The sequence below is a fragment of the Pseudomonas sp. Sample_21 genome, from assembly GCF_004307525.1.
In the GTDB taxonomy this organism is placed as follows: Bacteria; Pseudomonadota; Gammaproteobacteria; order Pseudomonadales; family Pseudomonadaceae; genus Aquipseudomonas; species Aquipseudomonas atacamensis.
Map to the genome: position 1 here is coordinate 1 of NZ_RCNZ01000138.1, position 22,954 is coordinate 22,954.

Sequence of the window (22,954 nt, forward strand, 5' to 3'; positions counted from 1 at the left end):
GGGCGGGGCAGGCATTTGAATGTTGCACAATGAGTCATTATTGGCCGCAAATGAGGCGGCGAGCTTACCATGGCGGGCGACAGGATTGAGCGGCGCCGGCCGCCGTTGCGCCGAACAGGCTTGCATCTGCGCGGCACCCTCAGTACAAAACGCCCTGAGCCGGATGGCAACGCAGCACCCATCGACCGTCCGCGCCGGCACTAGGCCTGAACCCTGAGGAAGTACCTGAATGAAGAAGTGGCAATGTATCGTCTGTGGCCTGATCTATAACGAAGCCGATGGTTGGCCGGATGACGGCATCGCGGCGGGCACCCGCTGGGAAGACGTACCGGCAGACTGGCTGTGCCCCGACTGCGGCGTCGGCAAGATGGACTTCGAAATGATCGAAATCAACTAAGCAAATCAGAGGAGTAAGGCATGAGCGCACCAGTCGTCATCATCGGCACCGGGCTTGCGGGCTACAACCTGGCCCGCGAGTTTCGCAAGCTCGACAGCGAAACTCCGCTGCTGTTGATTACCGCCGATGACGGCCGCTCTTACTCCAAGCCGATGCTCTCCACCGGCTTCGGCAAGAACAAGGACGCCGATGGCTTGAGCATGGCCGAGCCTGGCGCCATGGCCGAGCAGTTGAACGCCGAAGTGCGCACCCATACGCGCATCAGCGGTATCGACGCCGGCCACAAACGTTTGTGGATCGGTGAAGAAGCCGTGCCCTATCGCGACCTGATTCTGGCCTGGGGCGCGGAGACTGTGCGCGTGCCGATCGAAGGCGACGGCGGGGAACTGGTGTTCCCGATCAACGATCTGGAAGACTACGCGCGCTTCCGTGCCGCAGCGGCGGGCAAGCGTCGGGTCTTGGTACTCGGCGCGGGGCTGATCGGCTGTGAATTCGCCAATGACCTGATCCTCGGCGGCTACGAAGTGCAACTGGTCGCGCCGTGCGAACAGGTCATGCCGATGCTCTTGCATCCCGCCGCTGCGGCGGCCGTGCAGGCCGGGCTGGAAAGTATCGGGGCGAAGTTTCACCTCGGCCCGGTGTTGACCCGGCTGCAGAAAGTCGCCGATGGCCTCGAAGCGCACCTGTCCGATGGTCAGATCATCCCGTGCGATGTAGTGGTCTCGGCGATCGGCCTGCGCCCGCGCATCGATCTGGCAGCGGCTGCCGGCGTGCAGATCAATCGCGGCGTGATGGTCGATCGTTACCTGAAGACGTCCCACGCCAATATTTACGCATTGGGCGACTGCGCCGAAGTCGACGGGCTCAATCTGCTCTACGTGATGCCGCTGATGAGTTGCGCGCGCGCGTTGGCGCAAACCCTCGCAGGAAACCCGACCCCGGTCAGCTACGGGCCGATGCCGATCACCGTGAAAACCCCGGTGTGCCCGCTGGTGGTTTCGCCGCCGCCACGGGGCAGCGAAGGCATTTGGAGCGTCGAAGGGCAGGGCGCCGACATCAAAGCGCTGTGCCACAGTGCCGACGGTCAGTTGCTCGGTTACGCCCTGACCGGCGGGGCGGTCATGGAAAAACTGGCCCTGAACAAACAGCTGCCGCCGCTGCTGGCGTAAATGCCGGTCGTTCTGTCGCAAACACCGCTCTTTTGCCCCGACAAAGGTCTTGGGGAGACTGGCGCCGCCGTTGGCGGCGTGCCATTCTCACTCCCGTCTGCCGCAGAGTAGAGCCTGCGGCGCCTTGGGCGCTGTTCCAACGAGAACAGCACGGACATAACAACAAAAAACCGTCAAAGGGGCTTCACTAATGCGTAAACCAGAACTCGCCGCTGCAATCGCCGAAAAGGCCGACCTGACCAAAGAACAGGCCAACCGCGTCCTCAATGCCGTCCTCGAAGAAATCACCGGCGCCCTGCACCGCAAGGACAGCGTGACGCTGGTCGGCTTCGGCACCTTCCTGCAACGCCACCGCGGCGCCCGCACCGGCAAAAACCCGCAGACCGGCGAACCGGTCAAGATCAAGGCCAGCAACACCGTGGCGTTCAAGCCAGGCAAGTCGTTGAAAGACAGCGTCAATCCTTGATGGCGGCGTGCTCCCCTGAATGACGGGGAGAACCGCAAATGAGAAATGGGCACACCGATTGCGGTCGGGTGCCCATTTTTTGTGGTTGGAGCATTCGTCTAGATCAGACGGAGAAGAAGTAACGCGTCAGGTGAAAGAAGAGCGGTGCCGCGAAGCATATCGAGTCCATCCAATCGAGGATTTCGCCGTGACCTTTGATCATTGTGCCCCAGTCCTTCGCGCTCAGACTGCGTTTGATAGCGGACATGACCAAGCTGCCTAGCCAGCTTGCGGCAGTCATTGGGACTTAAGCGTCGGGCAGCACGCCGACTACTCGGTCATCCGAACTGTTAATCGCAATGGCTTATCCTGGAATTGCTCAATTCGTAGCCTGCCCAGAATTTCATCGTTCGTACTCCGCCCTTTGCATACCAATTCATATTTGAAGACTTTACTTAACCGGGAGTCCGCATATTTACACTCGACTGAAAGCATGTTCTCGTTCGACCCATGCTCGTCCAGTGGTTCATCTGCCAGGTCATTAATATGTATCCAGACGGCGCTTAAGCCAAGTTTCTCTGGATCCTCAGTCATGTCCATGATCCAGATCTTGATTTCGCTGAGGAGCGTGAGACAGCCCCCAATGCTGGGAAGTAATTTGATGTTGAACTTGGCGGTCTGCGCAGTGGGTTGCCAAGGTTGTTTAAATTTTTTGACTCCAAGGTTGGGGTCTCTTGCGTAGTTTTCTGGCGCGTAACAGTAATATGGGGAAAACGGCTGATAGTGCGCTTCGGCGGTGACGCTAAAATTCGCAGGGATGTCCATGTTCAGTGTTGCCGAACTGGAGAACGAGTTGCATCCAGTTCCAAATATTATGAAGCTGGCCAATAACAAAGCGCGGATCGAGTGCGTTGCAGTGGCGAAGTTTAACTTGGGGGATAACGAGAGCATCGGTACTTCCTTGTTGACTGATTAAGTTAAATGAACGAATCAATATCCGGCTGAAACGGCGCGCCAACCGCATGCCCACCGGTCATCGCGGCGATAGCGGCGTCGTGGTCTTCAGCGGCTGGCGGAATCATCGCCAGTTGCTCCTGAACCAGGTTTTCAGGGTGGGCGTTCCAGCGCAGCAGACTTTCCTCGACCCATTCGGGCTGGTCGGCATAGCTGCCGTAAACGTCGACCTCGGTGACCCGTTGACTGCGCAGCGCTGTCAGGCGGGCCTTGGTCATGCTGATCTTGTCTATTTCCTGATTGAGCATCAGCGTCTTGTGCGCGCGCTCCTGCTCTCGCACGTAAGAACGGTGGTTGTTTTGCAGATCGCGCTTAACGGCCCGCAGCTGTTGCTGAATATTCTCCAGGGCGCTGCTGATCCACTCGTATTCGCGATTGGTCACCAGCGAACGCTTGCGCTGCAGTGCTTCCTGCCAACGGCGCAAGCTGGCCCAGCAGCCGGGGATGTAGCTGCCGACCATTGAGTGGTGACCCCGGTCGAACAACTGCCGCAGAAACGATCCGCGTTCGGGCAAGCCGTTCGTAGCGCGCAGGGCCTTGGCGCAGCCGTGATCGACGATCGTGCTGCAACCCGGCTCCCAGAGAAGGGAGGATCGGTGGTCCTTGTCGAACTCAACGGGCATGAAATGGCGCAAAGCACCGTGATGCCCATAGTCGTCGCCAAAGAAATTGATGATTCCCCAGATCAGCAGGCCGAGGCCGGCGACCGGGTTGAAGCCCAGCACCACGGCGTTGGTTGCGTACATCGGCCCAGGCTTGGCGAAAGTATTCATCCATGTGGCGGGAACGCTCGGAACCGGGTCGTTCTGATTGACGATGCGGTGGTGGGCCAATGCTTTGGCGCTTTCGATGAACGTGGTGTCACCAGCGCGGGGGGCGCCGTAGGTGTAGAGCACGATTTGCGGGGAGAACTCCAGGTTGCGTCTCAGCATCTCGGACAGGATCAGTGCAACTGCACCGCCCAGACTGTGACCCGTGATCAGCAGCTTTTGCCCGCTGTAGAATTTTTCCAGATAAGTCACGATGAATGGATAAGCCGCCAAAGCGCCACCGTAGAAACCGCGGTGCACTTTGCCTTCGCCTTCGGCAAAGGGAACCTGATAGGCATCGCCGTCACGCCGGCCGTCGGGCCAGATCTCACTGGTACCTCGCACGCTGATCAGGATCAACTCGTCATGGTGGCAGATGAAAGCTTGGGTATCAGTACTGTTGTCTTTGTTACGGTCATCGAGACAGTGCAACTTGGCCGGGTGTTCTTGTTCGTCGCCCAACGCGGGGTCATTCACTTCGGGGTAAAGGTTCGGGTCGAACGGCACCACTTCCAAGCGTTTCGAATACGGCACGTCTTCGTACAGTGGGTAGTATTTCTGCGTTTGCGAGTCATCGACCTTCCACAACTCGTCGAACTGCGGTAGCGCGTGGCCGAACCAGTTGCCGCTGCTGGGCTGTACCGGAAAGCTTACCGTGTCGGTCTGCACCGGTTGAGTGTTGGGTTCCTGTCCGAAATCGGTGTAGCTCAGCGTCGCCATCACCGACAGCTGATAAAGGTTGAGCGCGCAGAACGCGTCGCCTGTCGACAGCATTGGCCGTAGCGCTCTCATCGGCCGTACTTCCAGCACATGGTGTTTGTTCGGCAGCAGTGCGACGCCCTTGGGCGGCGGCGGGGAAAACCCCAGTTCGACGGTGGCCATCTCCGCCGCACTCAAGATTGTGTGCAGTCCGCCATCCGCAGAAGTTTTATCGACGAGCGTGAAGTCTCTGGACTTCGCCGCCGATCGCATGAGCTTGTGCGCCGCCCTCTTCGGAGGGTCGCGACGAGCAACCAGTGGTGGCAGGTGGGCGATGTGCTTTACCAGTTCACTGACTTCGACCTGACAGTACGCGTCGGTTTCGGGCAGGTCCTTGGCGGGGTTTGCCTGGGTGCGAGTGCCTGTTTTGTGGAAGAAGCGGGTTTTTTCGGCGCGGACTTGGAGTTCGGTGATGGGAAGGGGATAGTGGGGGCGCTTTTGCAAAAATGTGTAAGATTTTTCGCTGCCTTGATAGCGGCTCTTCAATTTGAGTACTAGCGGACCGCAATAATGATCGTCGATCTTTGCAGATCCAGTCGCATCAAGTTTTCCGCTATGGACCGTGTCTTCGTAATCAATCACTTCGTAAGACAGACCAGCGTATGGCTTACCGTCGCCGAATTCGTCCACTAGCTGGAAGCTGGTACGATGGCCGCGTTTAGGGCAGGCATGTATGTCGCCCTGCATGAAGCGCAAATCGGTCGCCGAGGGAGTCTCAATGTTCATGGTGCCCCTTGCTCCGTGCATCCCGGATAGATGGTGCAAACCCGCCCATCGACCATTTTAAAAGTGCTGAAATTTGTGTCGTTGCCGTAGCAAAAGGCGTATTGATCCTCGAAGTTCTCACCCATACAGCGCTTCCAGCCGCGGGTTACTTTGATCCAGGTATCGCCGATGGCTGGAAGTTCTTCACTTGCCAGCCTGACCTTCAGCGTCACCGTTTTGCCCTCAAGTTGAGTCAATGTGTACGCCGTGGAAGGTCTCGTTCGCAGCACGTTGCCCTGAGCATCCATGTTTTTGCAGGTCAGCAGTTTGATCAGGAAACGATGTGGACCGACGGTGCGGAATGACCACCTGCATTCACCATAAAACTCCCCTGCACCGTCCTCGTTGAAAGTGCCCTTTAGTCGTTCCAGCAACTCTGGACGCACGAAAATCGAGGCGTAGTCCATGCTGAAGTTGCTTCGGCCTTTTCCATAAAAACCGATGAGCTTGATTTCCACTTTGTTGAGCGCCAACGGACAATCGCTGACGGTTTTGTACAACTCGATTTCCGCAGTGCTTACATATTCCATGGTGGGTTTATTGAAGCTCACCCAGAAATCCGGCTTTCCTGGCACGCGGCAGGTTTCACCCGCTGCGGGCAGGTAGATAGCCTTCAGCTCATATTTGAATCCAGGTGGAAAATCCGGAACAAACGTAAACGTGTTCGGGGTCTTCACCGTCGTACAACCCACCAGCAATCCCAGGCAACCACTCAGCAGCAACCCTCGTTTCAAGTTCCTCATCGACCTACCTCTCCCTGCCAATACAACGCTTCCTGATATACCCGCTCAAAATGCATCGCCGGATCTTCACCGGGTTTGGGCAGCCATGATTTGCCTGGCCGATATCCCGGTAACTGCAAACTGCGGGTCAGCAAGAAATGCACTTGCTCCGGTTGTTGCCAGCCCCACAATTGCGTCAGTTGAATCAGGCCCCACAGCCACTCATCGACGTCGAGCTGTTCGGCCAGCGTGGCCATTGCTTCGGTGTGTTCGCCGACCAGGTAACGGCGGGTGTTGTCGAACAGCACGTTGGCGTAGATCAGCTCCGGGGTCGGCGTGTGCAGCCAAGGCGGATCCATCGGCAGCGGGTGGTGGCCGGGGTCCGGGTTGTCGATCGCGTTCCATCGCTCTGCGTGCCAATAGCAGACGCTGTTGAATGGCCCGAGAAACGCCGCGCGGTGCTCGGGTTGCAGGTGCGCCAGCGCACGGCCCAGAACCCGGTTGTCATGCACGCGGTACACCGCCTGATTCGGGCGTTCGCCGGTTATCAGGCGCTCGCGCCAATGCGCCGCCAGCGCGTCAAGTTCGACGTGACGGGCACTGGCCAGCCAGCCCCAATTGCGCTCGGGCGTGGCGAGCAAGGTTTGGATGGCGGGATGCTGCGCCGTATCGATTTGCAACAGCAGCGGGCCGGTCGGCACCAGCGACTCGGCCGGCGTGCCGCTGTAGAGCGGACGAAACCGCTCGGTGCCGAGGTCGCGGGTCAACGCAGCGTGCTCTGCGCTTTGGCCCTCGGTGTCGAGCATCAGATACAGTTCACAGCCGGCGCGGGACTGAGCGTGCAACCATTGTTCGACCGGGCTCATGCGACTTCTCCCAGCTCACACTGACCCGCTGCGCAGGCTTCGCACAGCGGGCAAAAATCCGCTGCCTGCTGGCGGGCACTGTTGACGATCGACAGCGGCGTGGCGTTGATCGCAGCTGGCAGGCCGGCCTCAACTTGCAGCGGTTGTAGCGGTGCGAGACCCGGCAGTGGCGCGCCGCCCTGAACGATGGGCACGCTGCTGAAAATCCCGCCGGCATTGATCACGATGTGATGACCGCCCGCTGACAGCGTCAGGCTCATGCCGGCATCGATCACCACGTTGCTTGCCGTGACATGCGCCTGCTGGCCGGCCTGGATCACCAGAGCGCCCAAGGTCTGGCTGCTGGTGCCGCTGACCTGCAACAAGTCGTCGGCGTTGATTACTGTGCTTCGCAGTCCTTGATGAGTGCGCGAATCCTTGCCCTCGATGAGACTGGTGCTGTCATTGCCGACATGCTCATGGCGGTCTCGAGTGATCAGGCTGCGGCTGTCGTTGAGGATCAGTTGCTCAAGGTCGCGCTGCGCGCGCAGGTAGATCTTCTCCTGCCCGGCGCGATCCTCGATCGACAGTTCGTTGTAGCCGCCATTGCGCGGTGAGCTCTGGCTGCGTAATACCGTGCGGGTTTTACTCGCCGGCAAGGGATGGGCGACGGCATTGACCTTGTTGGCGATGCAGCCGGTAATCAGCGGTTGGTCCGGGTCGCCTTCCTGGAAGGTCACGACCACTTCCATGTCGACCCGGGGAATGGTCACCGCACCAAATCCGTCACCTGCCCAACTGGAAGCTACGCGTAACCAGCAGCTGCTTTTTTCGCTGTTGCGTTCAGCGCGATCCCAGGGAAACTCGACACGAACCCTGCCGTACTCATCGCAGAAGATCTCCTCTCCGGGAGGCCCGGTAACGCGCGCGGTCTGGCAGACCAGCAAGGGTCTTGGCGCGGGCAAAGGCGGGCGGAAAACCACTTCTGCGGGAATGGCCCTGAAGGTATTGCGGTAGCCCTGGGAAAAACCATCGGCAGGTTTCGCCTCGCTGCTGAAAGCCTCTTCGAGCACTGCCGGTTGCTTGCCTTCGTGACTGAGACTGACCAACAGCCACAACTCGTTGCACTCGGCCCTGGGATGTTCGCTCAGCTCGAACAAGTGACCGCTGCGCAAAATCGCCTGATCGCTTTTGCCTTCAATCCATTGATAGTCGCTGCGATGGCGCTCCAAGGCCTGACGCGCCAGCTGTTTGCCGTGCTTCTCGGACTTCATCAACAGTGGATAGCGATACTCCTCCAGAGCCGGCGTGAACTCTGCGGTGAAGCGGCTTTCCAGCAGCAGGCTTGGCCGCTTGAGGTCATAGTCACGGCGGGTGACGGTGCTGGTACGGGTGTTGAAGCCCATGGTCAGGTGGTTGACCACCGGGTGTTCGGCAACCATGCCGCTATCAACCCGAAAGGCTGTCGTACCCAATTTGGGTGCGAACACCGGGCTGTCGCTGAATACCAGTAAGTGCCCGTCGAGCGAATGTTGATGGTGCCAGGCGATACCCTCTTCGGCGCACAGACGCTGAATGAACAAAAAGTCGCTTTCGCCGTACTGCGTGCAGTACTCACGAGGCTCACCGGCGGCGACATTGAACGTGAAGTCATCGGCCTGGATGCCATGCCCTTTGAGCACTTGCGCGATGATCTGCGGCACGGTCAGTTGCTGGAAAATCCGCTGGTCGTGGCTCAGTTGCAGATAATGCAGCGCCGGTACCAGTGTCAGTTCATAACGGGTCAGGCGCTGGCCTGATTCGCCGAGCATGACGTTTTCGATCCGCCCGTGAATGCCTTCGCCCGCTGATCCGAACTGCAGAAACGCAGGTTGGCTGAGCAAGCTTTCCAGATCTAAATCCGCGTGCTCGCTCACCAGCTCAAGGCGAAATGCGTACAGCTGACTGATGGCTTCGGTGCCCGTGAACGCGAGCACCTTGAAGTCGTGACGAATGGCGGGGATATGCAGAGAGAATGGCGCGCAGTGGCCTTTGCCGAACATGGGCTTGTCCTTAAGCAAAGTGAGTCAAAGCGCGATGCTGTCCTCCCTGATCGCCGCGCATGAAAAGTGGCCAGGGCAAGCTAGCGGCGCGGCAAACTAATTGATGTAAGAAGTATCCCTGAAATTTGTCAGAGTATTCCGGTGTGGAAGTCTTGTTCGTGATGCGAGAACTATCTGAAGGACGCGGCTTCGATAACTATCGAGTTGGCAGTGTTTGTTGGCGCGGGAAAGTTTCAGAATAATGAAATGCCATCATTATAGTGGCACTTTTTGCGTTGATCGTTGTCGCGGAAAACTTGTTGAGGCAAACCAGCTATTTTCGGAAGTGTCCTACTTCTATTTTTTTTTGAATTTGGCATGCTGCACGCCGCTCGAGGATACGAGCGTCAGGTAAACTCGCCCGGCTGCGGCGCAGGGCTCTGGGTCAAGGGTTTGCCGGGGGCTGGTAAAATCCGCCAGTTAATAAACGGCCTCAGGGAAACCCCTGCGACATATAGGGCGATCTCCTACAGACCGCAATGAACAGTTCGTCTTGTTGTTTAATCAGATGCTTGCTAGTGGCCATCATAGTGATTACGATGCGCCCACTTGAAAGAGCACATCTCAATTGGATGAGTCGCTGAACTGCTCTTCGATACTGTCCCGCGTTGCTGAAACTCCATTCGCGCGCATGACTGTAATCCTTAATAAAGGCCATGGATGTCCTACTCAAGCAAACTTTCCGCCCATTACCTCGAACTCGCAAAAGTCTCTGTTTCCAAAGAGAATTTCGCGGGCGAAGACGTTCGTTTTTCGAGCGAATTCGAGGCGCTGGAAAGTGAGCTGGCCAAGGCTTCGTCGATGCACGAAAGCGGGCAGATCGACTGGCTGAAAATCCGCGAAAACAGCGAAAATCTGCTGCGTACCCAATCCAAGGATCTGCGTGTCGGCGCCTGGCTGACCTGGTCGCTGTACCAGCGCGAATCCTTCCCCGGGCTGCTCGCCGGCCTCGGTCTGCTGCACCATCTGTCGGAAAACAACTGGGCCGACGTTCACCCGCTCAAACCCCGCACCCGTGCCGCCGCGATCGGCTGGCTGGTGCCGCGTCTCGAGCAGGTCATCACCGAAAACATTGCGATCAAAGAGCAGTTGCCGATGTTCCGGCAGCTCTCCGAGCACCTGGCCGGCCTTGAGGCCGCGTGCACTGAGCATCTGGGCGATGACGCGCCGCTGCTGCTGCCGATCTCCCGCCGCCTGAAAACCATGATTCAGCGCGCCGCCGACAACCAGCCGGCGCCCGGCGTGGTGGGCGCGGCGGTGGCGCAGGTCAAGCAGGCCGCGACCCAGCTGCTCACCCCCGGCGCGCCGATCGACAACGAACGTGATGCGCACAAAGCCCTGCGCGCCCTGCAGGAAAGCGCGCGCCCGTTGTGTGCCTGGTGGCTGAAACAGAAAGCCACCGACCTGCGTGCCCTGCGCCTCAATCGCACGCTGCTGTGGATGACCATCGACGCGGTGCCCGAGCGCAACGCCGAGCAGATCACCGTGCTGCGCGGTCTGCCGCTGGAAAAGCTCAAGCTCTATCAGGACCGTTTCGATCAGGGCAAATACGCCGACCTGCTGGTGGAACTGGAGGCGAGCCTGGCGAAGGCGCCGTTCTGGTTCGATGGCCAGAGGATGGTCTGGGAATGTCTCCAGAACCTCAACGCCGAGCTGGCCATGCGCGAAGTGGAAATCCACTTCGCGCTTTTGATTCAGCGCCTGCCGGGCATCATCGAGTTGCGCTTCCATGACGGCGCGCCGTTTGCCGATCCGTCCACCCGGGCGTGGATCGCCGCCAATGTCATGCCGCACCTGCAAAGCGCCAGCGCGCCGCGCAAGGTCGAAAGCGAGAACGTCGAAACCCAGCCGGCCTGGGAAAAAGCCCTCGAGGAAGTTCAGCCGATCCTGCGCAAGGAAGGCTTGAAGCCGGCCGTGCAGATTCTCAAGCAGGGTCTGCAATCGGCCCACGGTGGCCGCGAACGCTTCTTCTGGCAGTTCACCCTCGCGCGGCTGTGTTTCCTGGCCAAGAAATACGAACTGGCCAAGAACCAGCTCGAAACCCTCGATCAGACATTACAGGACTCAGGCCTGCACGCCTGGGAGCCCGATCTTGCATTGCAAGTGCTGCACCTGCTGCACAGTTGCTGCGAGTTGTTGCCGCAGAACCACGCCGTACGTGAAAGCAAGGAAGAGATTTATCGCAGGCTGTGCCACCTCGACCTCGAAGTGGTACTCGAATAGGCCCCAGGGCCACAACCGCAAGGAGAAAAGCCATGGCCAAAGAAGGCTCGGTAGCCCCCAAGGAACGCATCAACGTCACCTTCAAACCCGCCACCGGCGGAGCTCAGGAAGAGATTGAACTGCCGCTGAAGCTGCTGGCAATCGGTGACTACACCCACCGCAAGGACGATCGCAAAATCGAAGATCGCAAGCCGATCAGCATCGACAAGATGACCTTCGACGAAGTGTTGGCCAAGCAAGAGCTGGGTCTGACGCTGAGCGTGCCGAACCGTCTGCAGGAAGATGGCGAGGCTGAAGAGCTGGCCGTGCAATTGCGCGTCAATTCGATGAAGGACTTCAACCCGGCCAGCCTGGTCGAGCAAGTGCCTGAGCTGAAAAAACTGATGGAACTGCGCGATGCGCTGGTGGCCCTCAAAGGCCCGCTGGGTAACGCACCTGCGTTCCGTAAAGCGATCGAAGGCGTGCTCGCCGACGACGAATCCCGCGGTCGCGTACTCGGTGAGCTGGGCCTGAACGCCGCAGCCCCGGACGCCTGAGACTCCAGTAGCCAAGGAAGCCAACACAATGAGCACTAGCGCAGCACAAGAGAAGAGCGCCGCCAGCGGCGAATACAGCATTCTCGACAGCATCATCGCCGAAACCCGTCTGACCCCGGACGACGAAGCCTACGACATCGCCAAGCGTGGCGTGTCGGCGTTCATCGAAGAGCTGCTCAAGCCGCAGAACAACGGTGAGCCGGTCAAGAAAGCCATGGTTGACCGCATGATCGCCGAGATCGATGCCAAGCTCAGCCGTCAGATGGACGAGATCCTGCACCACCCGGATTTCCAGGCGCTGGAATCGTCGTGGCGTGGTCTGCAGTTGCTGGTCGACCGCACCAACTTCCGCGAAAACATCAAGATCGAAATCCTCAACGTCTCCAAAGAAGACCTGCTGGACGATTTCGAAGATTCGCCGGAAGTCATGCAGTCGGGCCTGTACAAGCACATCTACACCGCTGAATACGGCCAGTTCGGTGGTCAGCCTGTGGGCGCGATCATCGCCAACTACTACATGTCGCCAAGCTCGCCAGACGTCAAGCTGATGCAGTACGTGGCCAGCGTTTCGTGCATGTCCCACGCGCCGTTCATCGCTGCTGCCGGCCCGAAATTCTTCGGCCTGGAAAGCTTCACCGGCCTGCCGGATCTGAAAGATCTGAAAGACCACTTCGAAGGCCCGCAATTCGCCAAATGGCAGAGCTTCCGGACTTCGGAAGACTCCCGCTACGTTGGCCTGACCGTGCCGCGTTTCCTGTTGCGTAACCCGTACGACCCGGAAGAGAACCCGGTCAAATCGTTCGTGTACAAGGAAACCGTTGCCAACAGCCACGAGCACTACCTGTGGGGCAACACGGCCTACGCGTTCGGCACCAAGCTGACCGACAGCTTCGCCAAATTCCGCTGGTGCCCGAACATCATCGGCCCGCAGAGCGGTGGCGCGGTTGAAGACCTGCCGTTGCACCACTTCGAAAGCATGGGCGAAATCGAAACCAAGATCCCTACTGAAGTTCTGGTTTCCGACCGTCGTGAATACGAACTGGCCGAGGAAGGCTTCATCTCCCTGACCATGCGCAAAGGCTCCGACAACGCGGCGTTCTTCTCCGCAAGCTCGGTGCAGAAGCCGAAGTTCTTCGGCATCAGCGCAGAAGGCAAGGCGGCAGAGCTGAACTACAAGCTCGGCACCCAACTGCCGTACATGATGATCGTCAACCGCCTGGCTCACTACTTGAAAGTGCTGCAGCGCGAGCAACTCGGTTCGTGGAAAGAGCGTACCGACCTCGAGCTGGAACTGAACAAGTGGATCCGTCAGTACGTTGCCGACCAGGAAAACCCGAGCGCCGAAGTGCGTGGCCGTCGTCCGCTGCGCGCTGCGCAAGTGATCGTCAGCGACGTTGAAGGCGAGCCGGGCTGGTACCGCGTGAGCTTGAATGTGCGTCCGCACTTCAAGTACATGGGTGCCGATTTCACCCTGTCGCTGGTTGGCAAGCTGGACAAAGAGTAAGAGCGACTCATGGACGGATACGGCAGCCTGTTCGAACGCCTCAACGGCGACGCACAACTACGCAAGGGCAACAGCCTTGAGGCTTGTGCCATGGCGTCAGTGGCTGCCCATCTGGCCAAAATGCTCAGCACCCGGGCCGGCAGCGTGCAAACGCTGGCCGACTACGGGTTGCCCGATCTCAATGACATGCGCCTGAGCCTGCACGACTCGCTGAGTCAGGCCCGCCTGGCCATCGAAAACTTCATCGAAGCCTACGAGCCACGCCTGAGCAACGTGCGTGTCATTTCCCTGCCGCGTGACCACGATCAACTTCGCCTGGCCTTCAGTATCGAAGGCCTGCTGGAAGTCGAGGGTTTCAAGCGTCAGGTCAGTTTCTCCGCGCGCCTGGATGGCAGCGGTCAAGTCAAGGTCACCTAAGGAGATCCCCGATGTCTGGCAAACCCGCAGCACGCGTATCCGACCCCACCGCTTGCCCGCTCCCCGGCCACGGCACCAACCCGATCGCCGCCGGTTCCGGCGACGTGTTCTTCGACGGCCTCGCGGCCGCCCGCCAAGGCGATGTCTCGGCGTGTGGTGGTGCGATGGTCGGCGATCTTGCGACAACCGTGTTGATCAACGGCAAACCGGCTGCGACCGTAGGTTCGGTTGGATCTCACGGCAATAAGGTCACGGCCGGATCCGGGACGGTGATTATTGGCAATTCGCATACGCCGGCGCCGTTTGTGCCGCCGGAGCCGGTCATCATTCTTGGAATATTCAATCGTGTCTTTGAATTCAAAACCGCAGATGGAAGAACGGTTGAAAATTTAAACTACATCATGCGCTCTGATAGCGGGATTGAGAAAACAGGCTCAACGTCAACAGGCATGTCAGGTGGTTTTTCAACTGGAAAGACGGCAGAGCCTGTAACTATATATATTTCGGCGGACTAGTAGGTATGGAGACCGTAATCAACATCGATGGTGTCGCTTACACGTTTGTGACTCAGGACGAGGTGACTACACTTAAAGTTCTTACCGAAACAACTGAGAGCAAGGATACAAAGCCGAAGAAAGTTGACCTTCCGTTGGCCTGGATTATTACGCGAAAAAGTGGTGTGCCGCTCTTCGCCTTGAAACCGGGTAAGGATGACTCTCCATTCAGAATTATCACTGCGGAGAAACTATACGCAGAAAAGGGTCAGTGGTTCGAACCGTTGGCCAGATATTATAGAGAGCTTGTCTGGATCAACCCGGAAACAACGCAGGCCGGATCAGAATCGCATGCGGCTTATAAACATGTTACTTGGCAGGAGCTGATCGACTTCGCAATCGTCGACCGGTTTTCATTCACTTTTCACTCTGGAATGCCGGGTGACTGGAAATTCCGTGCCGTGGGCGGTGCTGAGTTCTTGATGGTGTTCATGGAGGATAAACCGTATTGGACTGATGGCATTGGCCAGGTGCCGTTTGCGGTTAACACCTATAGAAAATATCTGCGAGAAACAAAGCAGGTAGAACTCGCAATAAAGCTGGCTGGTGAAACGGGTATGACCTGGGGCGACGGCAAAGCCTATACCGGAGCAGAGCGAGGACCGAAAGACGTTTACGATAACTTCATCATATTGCGAGGGATATTGTGGGCAAAAGAAAACTGCAAGTTGGTTGTGAAAAAAGACACGGTATACGATAAAGGTATCCCGCACACAATTGAACTTACTGACGCGCCTTATGTGCCTGTATCGAATGCGAAGTTAATAAATCCAATTTCGCAAGGCGATATGGATCAGTACGGGGCATGGAATAAATGAAAGCTCGTCGCTTAGTTGCCTGTATTCCACACCTGATAGTATGTGCCCTGTATATTCCTTTGCATAACTACGGTGTCGACGTATATATCGATATGTATGGCGGGTTGACATCGAGAGGTATCGGCATCGGTATGACGCCGGATCTAATGGTTCAGTATTTTGTGGTGATGAACGCTATAGCGTTTTTTGTCCCCAAGCTGAAATTAAAGCTCCTGTCTGTCTCATTAATGCTGGGACTTATTTTGTACTATTTTTTGCCTCACTACCCCGTCCGTGCGATGGCTTACACCTCGATGGGTGGTGTCCTGACTTTTGCGGCGATATTTGCTGGCCAATTGATTGATCGCGTTTTTTTTTCAAATCGAGAAGTTAAAGCATGACTGTTGGGCGTTATGGCCGACATTGCCCGCGGGGAGTTTCTTACCCGCATGAACTGTTCTGCTGTTTTTTTAAATGAGTTCCACTACCAGGCAGGTACCCCGTGTCCTTTAACCACTACTACCAAAGCGAACTCACCGCACTGCGCCAGCTCGGTCGCCGTTTCGCCGAGCGTAGTCCGGCGCTGGCGCCGTATCTGGGGCAGGCCGGGCGGGATCCGGATGTAGAGCGGTTGCTCGAAGGCTTTGCATTCCTCACCGGGCGCCTGCGGCAGAAGCTCGATGACGAACTGCCGGAGCTCAGCCATTCGCTGATGCAGTTGCTGTGGCCGAACTACATGCGCCCGCTGCCGGCGTTCAGCATTTTGCAGTTTGATCCGCTCAAGCGTTCCGGGCCGGCGCTGCTGGTCGAGCGCGATACGCCGATCGAGAGCAAGCCGATAGAAGACGTGCGCTGCCGTTTCCGCACCTGTTACCCGACCGAAGTGCTGCCGCTGGATCTGGCCGCGCTGAACTACTCGGTGAAGGGCGATGGCTCGCTGCTCAGCCTGCGCCTGGAAATGAGCGCTGACGGCCACCTCGGCGAACTGGAGCTGAGCAAGTTGCGCCTGCACTTTGCCGGTGAGCGCTACATCAGCCAGATGCTCTACCTGAGCCTGCTGCGCAACCTCGACGGCATCGAACTGATCCCGCTCGACGGCGCCGGCAAGCCGATTGATGGCGTCAGCGGCAAGCCGATGGCGTTCAAGATTCCCGGCGACCGGGTGAAACCGGTGGGTTTTGCCGAAGAAGAAGCGTTGATCCCGTATCCGCTGAACACCTTCCGTGGCTATCGCTACTTGCAGGAATATTTCGCCTTCCAGGACAAGTTCCTGTTCGTCGACGTCAACGGTCTGGACATTCTCAAGGCGCTGCCGGAAGACACCCTCAAGCAGATGCGCGGCCTCGAATTGCGTTTCGACATCCGCAAGAGCGGCATCATGCGCATGCGCCCGACGCTCGATAACGTGAAGCTGTTCTGCACGCCGATCGTCAATCTGTTCGAGCACGACGCGCTGCCGATTCGTCTCGATGGCAAGCAGGACGAGTACCTCCTGCTGCCGGCGGAATACGACCTGGAAAACTGCGGTGTGTTCTCGGTGGAAACCGTGACCGGCTGGAAACCCGGCGGCCTCGGTTATCAGGAGTACGTGCCGTTCGAGTCCTTCGAGCACGACCCGAGTTTCGATGTGCCCAACAGCCGTCCGCATTACAGCATCCGCCAGCGTTCGTCCTTGCTGCATGACGGCCTCGACACTTACCTGAGCTTCGGCATCCGCCACACCGAAGCCCACGAAACCCTGTCGATCGAGCTGATGTGCACCAACCAGAACCTGCCGAAAAAGCTCAAGCTCGGCGACATCTGCATGGCCAGCGAGCAGACTCCGGAATTCCTCAGTTTCCGCAACATCACCCCGGCCACGTCGAGCTTCGCGCCGCCGCTGAACCGTGACTTCCTGTGGAAGCTGATCAGCAACATGTCGCTTAACTATCTGTCACTGGCGGACGTCAATGCGTTGAAGGTGATTCTGGAAACCTACGACCTGCCGCGCTACTACGACCAGCACGCGGAGAAGGTCAGCAAGCGCCTGCTCGGCGGCCTCAAGCACATCAAACATCACCACGTCGACCGCCTGCATCGCGGTCTGCCGGTGCGCGGTTTACGCACCGAACTGACCATCGACCCGGAAGGCTATATCGGCGAAGGCGACCTGTTCGTCTTCGCTTCGGTTCTCAACGAGTTTTTCGCGCTTTACGCCAGTCTCAATTCATTCCATGAGCTGCGGGTAAAAAGCACACAGGGAGAGGTGTACCAATGGACACCACGTATGGGCCTGCAGCCCCTGCTTTAAGCGGGCTGACCAAGGTAATACGCGAGTACTCGCTGTTTCAGGCCGTGCTGCTGGTGATCGACCGGCTGCGCGAGGCACACCCGCATCTGAGCGAAGACGATCTGTACGACCAGGTCGAGTTCCAGGCCAACCCGAGCCTGGGCTTTCCGCGCAGCGACGTCGATCGCGTCGAGTTTTTCGAAGAGCACGGCAAGATGCGCGCGCGCATGCGCTTCAACCTGATCGGCCTGGTCGGCTCTGGTTCGCCGCTGCCGGCGTTCTATGGCGAACAAGCCCTGGGCGACAGCGAGGATGGCAACCCGACGCGCAATTTCCTCGACCTGTTCCACCATCGCCTGCAACGGCTGATGCTGCCGATCTGGCGCAAGTACCGCTACCGCGCGAGCTTCCAGAGCGGCGCGATCGATCCGTTCTCGGCGCAACTTTTTGCGCTGATCGGCCTGGGTGGCGACGAGATCCGCAAGGCCAAGGAACTCAACTGGAAACGCTTGCTGCCGTACCTCGGTCTGCTCAGTTTGCGCGCGCACTCGGCGGCGCTGATCGAAGCCGTGCTGCGTTACTACTTCAAGCACGAAGACCTGGTCATCGAGCAGTGCATCGAGCGCCGCGTGGAAATTCTCGACGAGCAGCGCAATCGTTTGGGCCGCGCCAACAGCGTACTCGGCGAAGACCTGGTGCTGGGCGAACACGTGCGCGATCGCAGCGGCAAATTCCGCATTCACATCACCGAACTCGACTGGCAGCGATTCCATGAATTCCTGCCGATCGGTTTCGGTTACCAGCCGCTCTGCGCGCTGGTGCGGTTCACCTTGCGTGACCCGCTCGATTACGACATTCGCCTGGTCCTGCGCCAGGAAGAAATCCGCGAACTGCGCATCGGTGAGCAGAACGCCTGTCGCCTCGGTTGGACCAGTTGGCTGGGCCGCGAAAAAGCGGACGGCGTGGTGACCCTGGGCAGCAAAATTCATTAAGGACGTGAGCCATGATCAACGTAGACCTGCAACAACTCATCCAGGCGCTGGACGCCGAAACCCGTCGTGATCTGGAACGTTCGGCCGAGCGTTGCGTCGCCCGTGGCGGCAGCAAGATCCTCGTCGAAGACTTGCTGCTGGGCTTGCTCGAGCGCCCGAACGGCTTGCTGTCGCGCGCGCTGCAAGATGCTGACGTCGACGCCGGTGAACTGACCGCTGCATTGCAGTCGCGGGTCGAGCACAGCGCTTCGCGCAACCCGGTGTTCGCCCCGGAACTGGTGCAATGGCTGCAAGACGCGCTGCTGGTGGCCAACCTCGAGCTGGGCCAGACCCAGGTCGAAGACGCCGCGCTGATCCTGGCGTTGCTGCGCAACCCGATGCGTTATGCCGGCAGCCGTTATCAGCCGCTGCTCGCCAAGCTGAACATCGATCGCCTGAAAGAATTTGCCCTGTCGCAACAAGAGCAACCGGCGGCTAACGGCAAACCGGCGGCGCAGGGCGAATCGCTGTTGCAGCGTTTCACCCACAACCTGACCCAGCAGGCTCGCGACGGCAAACTCGACCCGGTGCTGTGCCGTGACGGCGCGATCCGGCAGATGGTCGACATCCTCGCCCGTCGCCGCAAGAACAACCCGATCGTCGTCGGTGAGGCCGGTGTCGGTAAGACCGCCATCGTCGAAGGCCTCGCCTCGCGCATCGCTGCCGGTGAAGTGCCGCAGGTGCTCAAAGGCGTTGAATTACTCTCGCTGGACATGGGCCTGTTGCAGGCCGGCGCCAGCGTCAAAGGTGAATTCGAGCGTCGTTTGAAAGGCGTGATCGACGAGGTCAAAGCCTCGCCGAAACCGATCATCCTGTTCATCGACGAAGCCCACACCCTGATCGGCGCGGGCGGCAATGCCGGCGGTTCCGATGCGGCCAACCTGCTGAAGCCGGCGCTGGCCCGTGGCGAACTGCGCACCATCGCCGCGACGACCTGGGCCGAGTACAAGAAATACTTCGAGAAAGACCCGGCGCTGGCCCGTCGTTTCCAGCCCGTGCAACTGCACGAACCGACTGTCAGCGAAGCGGTGACCATTCTGCGTGGTCTGGCTCAGGTCTACGAGAAGAGCCACGGCATCTACCTGCGCGATGACGCGGTGGTGTCCGCTGCTGAATTGTCCGCGCGTTACCTGGCCGGTCGGCAACTGCCGGACAAGGCCGTCGACGTCCTCGACACCGCGTGCGCCCGCGTGCGCATCAGCCTCGCTGCTGCCCCGGAAAGTCTCGAGCGCCTGCGTGGCGAACTGGCTGAAGGCGGCCGTCAGCGCCAGGCCCTGCGTCGCGATGCCGAGGCCGGTCTGCTGATCGACCACGAAGCGCTGGAGGCACTGGAAGCGCGGCTGGACGAAGCCGAAAGCGAGATGGTTGCGCTCGAGACCTTGTGGACTGAGCAAAAAGAACTGGCCGAGCGCCTGCTGGAACTGCGTCAGCAACTGGCCAAGGCCCGCGAAGCCGCAGCCGTCGAGCCGACCGTCAGCGTTGAAGAAGACGCCGAAGGCACCGTGATTGAAACTGTGGTCGCCGAAGTCGAAGAAGGCCAGAGCGTCGAAGCGCTGGAAGCTCAGCTGCATGAAACCCACGCCGCGTTGACCGCTGCGCAAGTCAAAGAACGTCTGGTCAGCTTCGAAGTGTGCCCGCGTCTGGTCGCCGAAGTGATCAGCGCCTGGACCGGTGTGCCGCTGGCGCAACTGGCCCGCGAGCACAACGCCAAGGTTGCCAGTTTCGCCACCGATCTGCGCACGCGCATCCGTGGTCAGGAGCAAGCCGTGCACGCGTTGGATCGTTCGATGCGCGCGACCGCTGCCGGTCTGAACAAGCCTGATGCACCGGTCGGTGTGTTCCTGCTGGTCGGCCCGAGCGGCGTCGGCAAGACCGAAACCGCGCTGGCCCTGGCTGACCTGCTGTACGGCGGCGACCGCTTCATCACCACCATCAACATGTCCGAGTTCCAGGAGAAGCACACCGTCTCGCGTCTGATCGGTGCGCCACCGGGCTACGTCGGTTACGGCGAGGGCGGCATGCTCACCGAAGCCGTGCGCCAGAAGCCGTATTCGGTGGTGTTGCTCGATGAAGTCGAGAAGGCTGATCCGGACGTGCTCAACCTGTTCTACCAAATCTTCGACAAAGGCGTGGCCAACGATGGCGAAGGTCGCGAGATCGACTTCCGCAACACGTTGATCCTCATGACCTCCAACCTTGGCAGCGACAAGATCAGCGAACTCTGCGAAGACGGCGCGCGGCCGACCGCCGAAGTGCTCGAAGAAACCATTCGCCCGGTACTCAGCAAACACTTCAAACCGGCGCTGCTGGCGCGGATGAAAGTGGTGCCGTACTACCCGGTGGGCGGGCCGGTGCTGCGCGAGCTGATCGAAATCAAACTCGGCCGTCTCGGCGAGCGCCTGAACCGTCGTCAGCTGGAGTTCAGCTGGTGCCAGAACCTCGTCGATCACCTGTCCGAGCGTTGCACGCAAAGCGAAAGCGGCGCGCGCCTGATCGATCATCTGCTTGATCAACACGTACTGCCGCTGGTGGCCGACCGTCTGCTCGATGCGATGGCGACCGGCGAAAGCCTCAAGCGTGTGCATGCCACGCTCGACGGCAACTCCAGCGTGACCTGCGAGTTCGTCTGAGGTGGGCGTGATGTTCACTCAAGTGCCGCAGCCACTGGTCTATGCCGAAGCGTTGCTGGCGCAGTTCGCCAGTCTTTCGCGCGCGGCGGACAGTGCTGCGCTGCTGAGTGAATTCGTCCGTGGCCTGGCCGAACTGAGTGGCTGCGAACTGACGCAGCTGTATTTGCTCGACGCCACCCACACCTGCCTGGGGATGAATGCCGAGTGCCTCGACGGCGCGCTGCAACCGCGTCAGGCGGCGAGCCTGCCGGCGGATTACAACGGCGAGCAACTGCTGCAATTTGCCCTGTGCCAGAACCGCGTGGTGTGCCTCGACGACCTGACCGGCAGCCTGCACGAAACCAGTTTTCTGCCGGCGACGAGCACGCCGTGGCAGTCGCTGTTGTGCGTGCCGCTGGTCAATCAGCACAAGTCGGTTGAGGGCTTGTTGCTGTGTGCCAGTCGCCGTCGCACTGACTTGCAGGGTTTCGCCGACTCCCTCGGCCAGCTCGGCTCGTTCGTGCTCGGTCAACTGCATCTGCTGCAACGCCTGCGTCAGCCAGCCGCCGAATCGGCCACCGCCACTCGCAGCGTGCCGAGCATCAGCGGCTACGGCCTGATCGGCAAAAGCGCGGCGATGCGCCAGACCTACTCGCTGATCAGCAAGATCCTCCACAGCCCGTACACCGTGCTGTTGCGTGGCGAGACCGGCACCGGCAAGGAGGTGGTGGCGCGGGCGATCCACGATTGCGGCCCGCGTCGCTCCCAGGCGTTCATCGTGCAGAACTGCGCGGCGTTCCCGGAAAACCTGCTGGAAAGCGAACTGTTCGGCTACCGCAAAGGCGCCTTCACCGGCGCCGATCGCGATCGCGCCGGGCTGTTCGACGCGGCCAATGGCGGCACGTTGCTGCTCGATGAAATCGGCGACATGCCGTTGTCGCTGCAAGCGAAGATTCTGCGCGTGTTGCAGGAAGGCGAGATCCGTCCGCTGGGTTCCAACGACACGCACAAGATCGACGTGCGCATCATTGCCGCGACGCACCGTGATCTGGCGGCGCTGGTCAGCGAAGGCAAGTTCCGCGAGGACTTGTACTACCGCCTCGCGCAGTTCCCGATCGAGCTGCCGGCCCTGCGTCAGCGCGAAGGCGACATCCTCGATCTGGCTCGACATTTCGCCGAGAAGACCTGCACGTTTTTGCAGCGTGACCCGGTGCGCTGGTCGGATTCGGCGCTGGAGCATCTGTGCGGCTACAACTTCCCCGGCAACGTTCGCGAACTCAAGGCACTGGTCGAGCGCGCGGTGTTGCTCTGCGAGGGCGGCGAGTTGCTCGCCGAGCATTTTTCCCTGCGCCTGGAAGCGATGCCGGAAGACAACAGCGGCCTGAATCTGCGCGAACGGCTGGAGCAGGTCGAGCGCACTTTGCTGCTTGATTGCCTGCGCAAAAACGACGGCAACCAGACCCTCGCCGCCCGCGAACTGGGCCTGCCTCGGCGCACGCTGCTGTACCGCCTCGGGCGCCTGAATATCAATTTGGGTGACTTTGATGGTTGACCTACAGCACTTCTTCGAACCCAACACATACCCTGTGGCGAGGGGATTTATCCCCGTCCGGCTGCGCAGCAGTCGCAGTCCGGCAAATACGGTTTCACTGAGAGACCGCGCTGGCAGGTTATGGGGGCGCTGCGCACCCCAACGGGGACAAGTCCCCTCGCCACGGGAGGTCGCCGTACCTCCAGGCTATGGCGCAAGGCCCCGATCTAGAGGCTTCGAGCCCACCTCAAGAACTTATTTCAGCGCCGCCCGCAAGGGTCGGCGCTTTGTGCTTTGTCTACACCTGGAGACCCTCTGATGTCTGTTCGTCACTGGCACGCTGTCCTGCTGACCCTCGTCGTTCTATGCGGCCTTGGCGGCTGTAGCGGCAATTACAAATTCAACGACAACGACTATCGCCCGTTGGGTGATCCGCAAGCGGTCAATCGCGGCAAGTGACCGCAAGGAGCATCAAAC

General features: G+C 59.4%; 20 protein-coding genes and 1 pseudogene. 15 read left to right on the plus strand and 6 right to left on the minus strand.

What is annotated here, in order from left to right; all coding sequences use genetic code 11:
• The first annotated feature begins 229 nt into the window (after positions 1 to 229).
• The 3 genes from D8U71_RS25845 (at position 230) to D8U71_RS25855 (ending at position 2,032) form a co-directional block, all read left to right on the plus strand.
• Positions 230 to 397, plus strand: coding sequence for a rubredoxin (locus D8U71_RS25845; RefSeq protein ID WP_016772491.1), 168 nt, complete (start codon positions 230 to 232; stop codon positions 395 to 397).
• 20 nt (positions 398 to 417) lie between these two features.
• Positions 418 to 1,566 carry an FAD-dependent oxidoreductase gene (locus D8U71_RS25850; RefSeq protein ID WP_130889036.1) on the plus strand — a complete coding sequence of 383 codons (1,149 nt, stop codon included), beginning with the start codon at positions 418 to 420 and terminating at the stop codon, positions 1,564 to 1,566.
• 190 nt (positions 1,567 to 1,756) lie between these two features.
• The gene (locus D8U71_RS25855; RefSeq protein WP_003213368.1) at positions 1,757 to 2,032 is read left to right on the plus strand and encodes an HU family DNA-binding protein; all 276 of its coding nucleotides are present in this window, start codon (positions 1,757 to 1,759) and stop codon (positions 2,030 to 2,032) included.
• A gap of 103 nt (positions 2,033 to 2,135) precedes the next feature.
• On the opposite strand, the pseudogene D8U71_RS25860 reads toward D8U71_RS25855, so the two are convergent.
• The 6 genes and pseudogenes from D8U71_RS25860 to tssI all read right to left on the minus strand — a co-directional run.
• Positions 2,136 to 2,297 (minus strand): annotated as a pseudogene (locus D8U71_RS25860) (phosphatidate cytidylyltransferase); the annotation flags it as partial.
• A 44-nt stretch (positions 2,298 to 2,341) separates the two neighbouring features.
• Positions 2,342 to 2,962 carry a hypothetical protein gene (locus tag D8U71_RS25865; protein WP_125927437.1) on the minus strand — a complete coding sequence of 207 codons (621 nt, stop codon included), beginning with the start codon at positions 2,960 to 2,962 and terminating at the stop codon, positions 2,342 to 2,344.
• 26 nt (positions 2,963 to 2,988) lie between these two features.
• On the minus strand, positions 2,989 to 5,319 hold the full coding sequence (locus D8U71_RS25870) for a lipase family protein (RefSeq protein WP_125927436.1): 2,331 nt from the start codon (positions 5,317 to 5,319) through the stop codon (positions 2,989 to 2,991).
• Complete coding sequence (locus D8U71_RS25875; protein WP_016772495.1) at positions 5,316 to 6,101, minus strand: hypothetical protein; 786 nt, start codon at positions 6,099 to 6,101, stop codon at positions 5,316 to 5,318. Before D8U71_RS25875 ends, D8U71_RS25870 begins: the two co-directional genes overlap by 4 nt.
• Entirely contained in the window at positions 6,098 to 6,946 is an 849-nt protein-coding gene (locus D8U71_RS25880) for a DUF4123 domain-containing protein (protein WP_122692313.1), read from the minus strand. Before D8U71_RS25880 ends, D8U71_RS25875 begins: the two co-directional genes overlap by 4 nt.
• Complete coding sequence (gene tssI / locus D8U71_RS25885) at positions 6,943 to 8,967, minus strand: type VI secretion system tip protein TssI/VgrG (RefSeq protein ID WP_130889037.1); 2,025 nt, start codon at positions 8,965 to 8,967, stop codon at positions 6,943 to 6,945. Before tssI ends, D8U71_RS25880 begins: the two co-directional genes overlap by 4 nt.
• 699 nt (positions 8,968 to 9,666) lie before the next feature.
• Here tssI and tssA point away from each other — a divergent pair.
• From tssA to D8U71_RS25950, 12 genes are all read left to right on the plus strand, one after another.
• Positions 9,667 to 11,229, plus strand: a complete 1,563-nt coding sequence (gene tssA, locus D8U71_RS25890; RefSeq protein WP_130889038.1) for a type VI secretion system protein TssA — start codon at positions 9,667 to 9,669, stop codon at positions 11,227 to 11,229.
• A gap of 32 nt (positions 11,230 to 11,261) precedes the next feature.
• Complete coding sequence (gene tssB, locus D8U71_RS25895; RefSeq protein WP_016772498.1) at positions 11,262 to 11,765, plus strand: type VI secretion system contractile sheath small subunit; 504 nt, start codon at positions 11,262 to 11,264, stop codon at positions 11,763 to 11,765.
• Positions 11,766 to 11,793: 28 nt separating this feature from the next.
• On the plus strand, positions 11,794 to 13,269 hold the full coding sequence (gene tssC, locus D8U71_RS25900; protein WP_016772499.1) for a type VI secretion system contractile sheath large subunit: 1,476 nt from the start codon (positions 11,794 to 11,796) through the stop codon (positions 13,267 to 13,269).
• Positions 13,270 to 13,278: 9 nt separating this feature from the next.
• On the plus strand, positions 13,279 to 13,686 hold the full coding sequence (gene tssE, locus D8U71_RS25905) for a type VI secretion system baseplate subunit TssE (protein ID WP_007920274.1): 408 nt from the start codon (positions 13,279 to 13,281) through the stop codon (positions 13,684 to 13,686).
• Positions 13,687 to 13,697: 11 nt separating this feature from the next.
• Positions 13,698 to 14,201 carry a PAAR domain-containing protein gene (locus tag D8U71_RS25910; protein WP_125927433.1) on the plus strand — a complete coding sequence of 168 codons (504 nt, stop codon included), beginning with the start codon at positions 13,698 to 13,700 and terminating at the stop codon, positions 14,199 to 14,201.
• Between the two features lie 5 nt (positions 14,202 to 14,206).
• Positions 14,207 to 15,058: a hypothetical protein gene (locus tag D8U71_RS25915; RefSeq protein ID WP_130889039.1), complete on the plus strand. Its 852-nt coding sequence runs from the start codon at positions 14,207 to 14,209 to the stop codon at positions 15,056 to 15,058.
• Positions 15,055 to 15,438: a hypothetical protein gene (locus tag D8U71_RS25920; RefSeq protein ID WP_130889040.1), complete on the plus strand. Its 384-nt coding sequence runs from the start codon at positions 15,055 to 15,057 to the stop codon at positions 15,436 to 15,438. The genes D8U71_RS25915 and D8U71_RS25920 overlap by 4 nt, the downstream gene beginning before the upstream one ends.
• 101 nt (positions 15,439 to 15,539) lie before the next feature.
• Positions 15,540 to 17,327 (plus strand): type VI secretion system baseplate subunit TssF, encoded by a 1,788-nt coding sequence (gene tssF, locus D8U71_RS25925; protein WP_039757337.1) that lies wholly within the window; start codon positions 15,540 to 15,542, stop codon positions 17,325 to 17,327.
• Complete coding sequence (gene tssG, locus D8U71_RS25930; RefSeq protein WP_056790879.1) at positions 17,291 to 18,298, plus strand: type VI secretion system baseplate subunit TssG; 1,008 nt, start codon at positions 17,291 to 17,293, stop codon at positions 18,296 to 18,298. The genes tssF and tssG overlap by 37 nt, the downstream gene beginning before the upstream one ends.
• A gap of 11 nt (positions 18,299 to 18,309) precedes the next feature.
• Entirely contained in the window at positions 18,310 to 20,967 is a 2,658-nt protein-coding gene (tssH, locus tag D8U71_RS25935; protein ID WP_024014823.1) for a type VI secretion system ATPase TssH, read from the plus strand.
• Positions 20,968 to 20,977: 10 nt separating this feature from the next.
• The gene (locus tag D8U71_RS25940) at positions 20,978 to 22,498 is read left to right on the plus strand and encodes a sigma 54-interacting transcriptional regulator (protein WP_122698727.1); all 1,521 of its coding nucleotides are present in this window, start codon (positions 20,978 to 20,980) and stop codon (positions 22,496 to 22,498) included.
• 297 nt (positions 22,499 to 22,795) lie between these two features.
• Positions 22,796 to 22,936, plus strand: a complete 141-nt coding sequence (locus tag D8U71_RS25950; protein WP_003229566.1) for a hypothetical protein — start codon at positions 22,796 to 22,798, stop codon at positions 22,934 to 22,936.
• Positions 22,937 to 22,954 lie beyond the last annotated feature (18 nt).

Bases quoted from the DNA above. Each gene is read 5' to 3' on its own strand.
- tssG (WP_056790879.1), top strand. From the start codon at position 17,291: ATGGACACCACGTATGGGCCTGCAGCCCCTGCTTTAAGCGGGCTGACC.
- tssE (WP_007920274.1), top strand. From the start codon at position 13,279: ATGGACGGATACGGCAGCCTGTTCGAACGCCTCAACGGCGACGCACAA.
- D8U71_RS25915 (WP_130889039.1), top strand. From the start codon at position 14,207: ATGGAGACCGTAATCAACATCGATGGTGTCGCTTACACGTTTGTGACT.
- D8U71_RS25920 (WP_130889040.1), top strand. From the start codon at position 15,055: ATGAAAGCTCGTCGCTTAGTTGCCTGTATTCCACACCTGATAGTATGT.
- tssI (WP_130889037.1), bottom strand. From the start codon at position 8,967: ATGTTCGGCAAAGGCCACTGCGCGCCATTCTCTCTGCATATCCCCGCC.
- D8U71_RS25910 (WP_125927433.1), top strand. From the start codon at position 13,698: ATGTCTGGCAAACCCGCAGCACGCGTATCCGACCCCACCGCTTGCCCG.
- D8U71_RS25940 (WP_122698727.1), top strand. From the start codon at position 20,978: ATGTTCACTCAAGTGCCGCAGCCACTGGTCTATGCCGAAGCGTTGCTG.
- D8U71_RS25870 (WP_125927436.1), bottom strand. From the start codon at position 5,319: ATGAACATTGAGACTCCCTCGGCGACCGATTTGCGCTTCATGCAGGGC.
- D8U71_RS25865 (WP_125927437.1), bottom strand. From the start codon at position 2,962: ATGCTCTCGTTATCCCCCAAGTTAAACTTCGCCACTGCAACGCACTCG.
- tssA (WP_130889038.1), top strand. From the start codon at position 9,667: ATGTCCTACTCAAGCAAACTTTCCGCCCATTACCTCGAACTCGCAAAA.
- D8U71_RS25850 (WP_130889036.1), top strand. From the start codon at position 418: ATGAGCGCACCAGTCGTCATCATCGGCACCGGGCTTGCGGGCTACAAC.
- tssH (WP_024014823.1), top strand. From the start codon at position 18,310: ATGATCAACGTAGACCTGCAACAACTCATCCAGGCGCTGGACGCCGAA.
- D8U71_RS25950 (WP_003229566.1), top strand. From the start codon at position 22,796: ATGTCTGTTCGTCACTGGCACGCTGTCCTGCTGACCCTCGTCGTTCTA.
- D8U71_RS25880 (WP_122692313.1), bottom strand. From the start codon at position 6,946: ATGAGCCCGGTCGAACAATGGTTGCACGCTCAGTCCCGCGCCGGCTGT.
- D8U71_RS25845 (WP_016772491.1), top strand. From the start codon at position 230: ATGAAGAAGTGGCAATGTATCGTCTGTGGCCTGATCTATAACGAAGCC.
- D8U71_RS25875 (WP_016772495.1), bottom strand. From the start codon at position 6,101: ATGAGGAACTTGAAACGAGGGTTGCTGCTGAGTGGTTGCCTGGGATTG.
- D8U71_RS25855 (WP_003213368.1), top strand. From the start codon at position 1,757: ATGCGTAAACCAGAACTCGCCGCTGCAATCGCCGAAAAGGCCGACCTG.
- tssC (WP_016772499.1), top strand. From the start codon at position 11,794: ATGAGCACTAGCGCAGCACAAGAGAAGAGCGCCGCCAGCGGCGAATAC.
- tssB (WP_016772498.1), top strand. From the start codon at position 11,262: ATGGCCAAAGAAGGCTCGGTAGCCCCCAAGGAACGCATCAACGTCACC.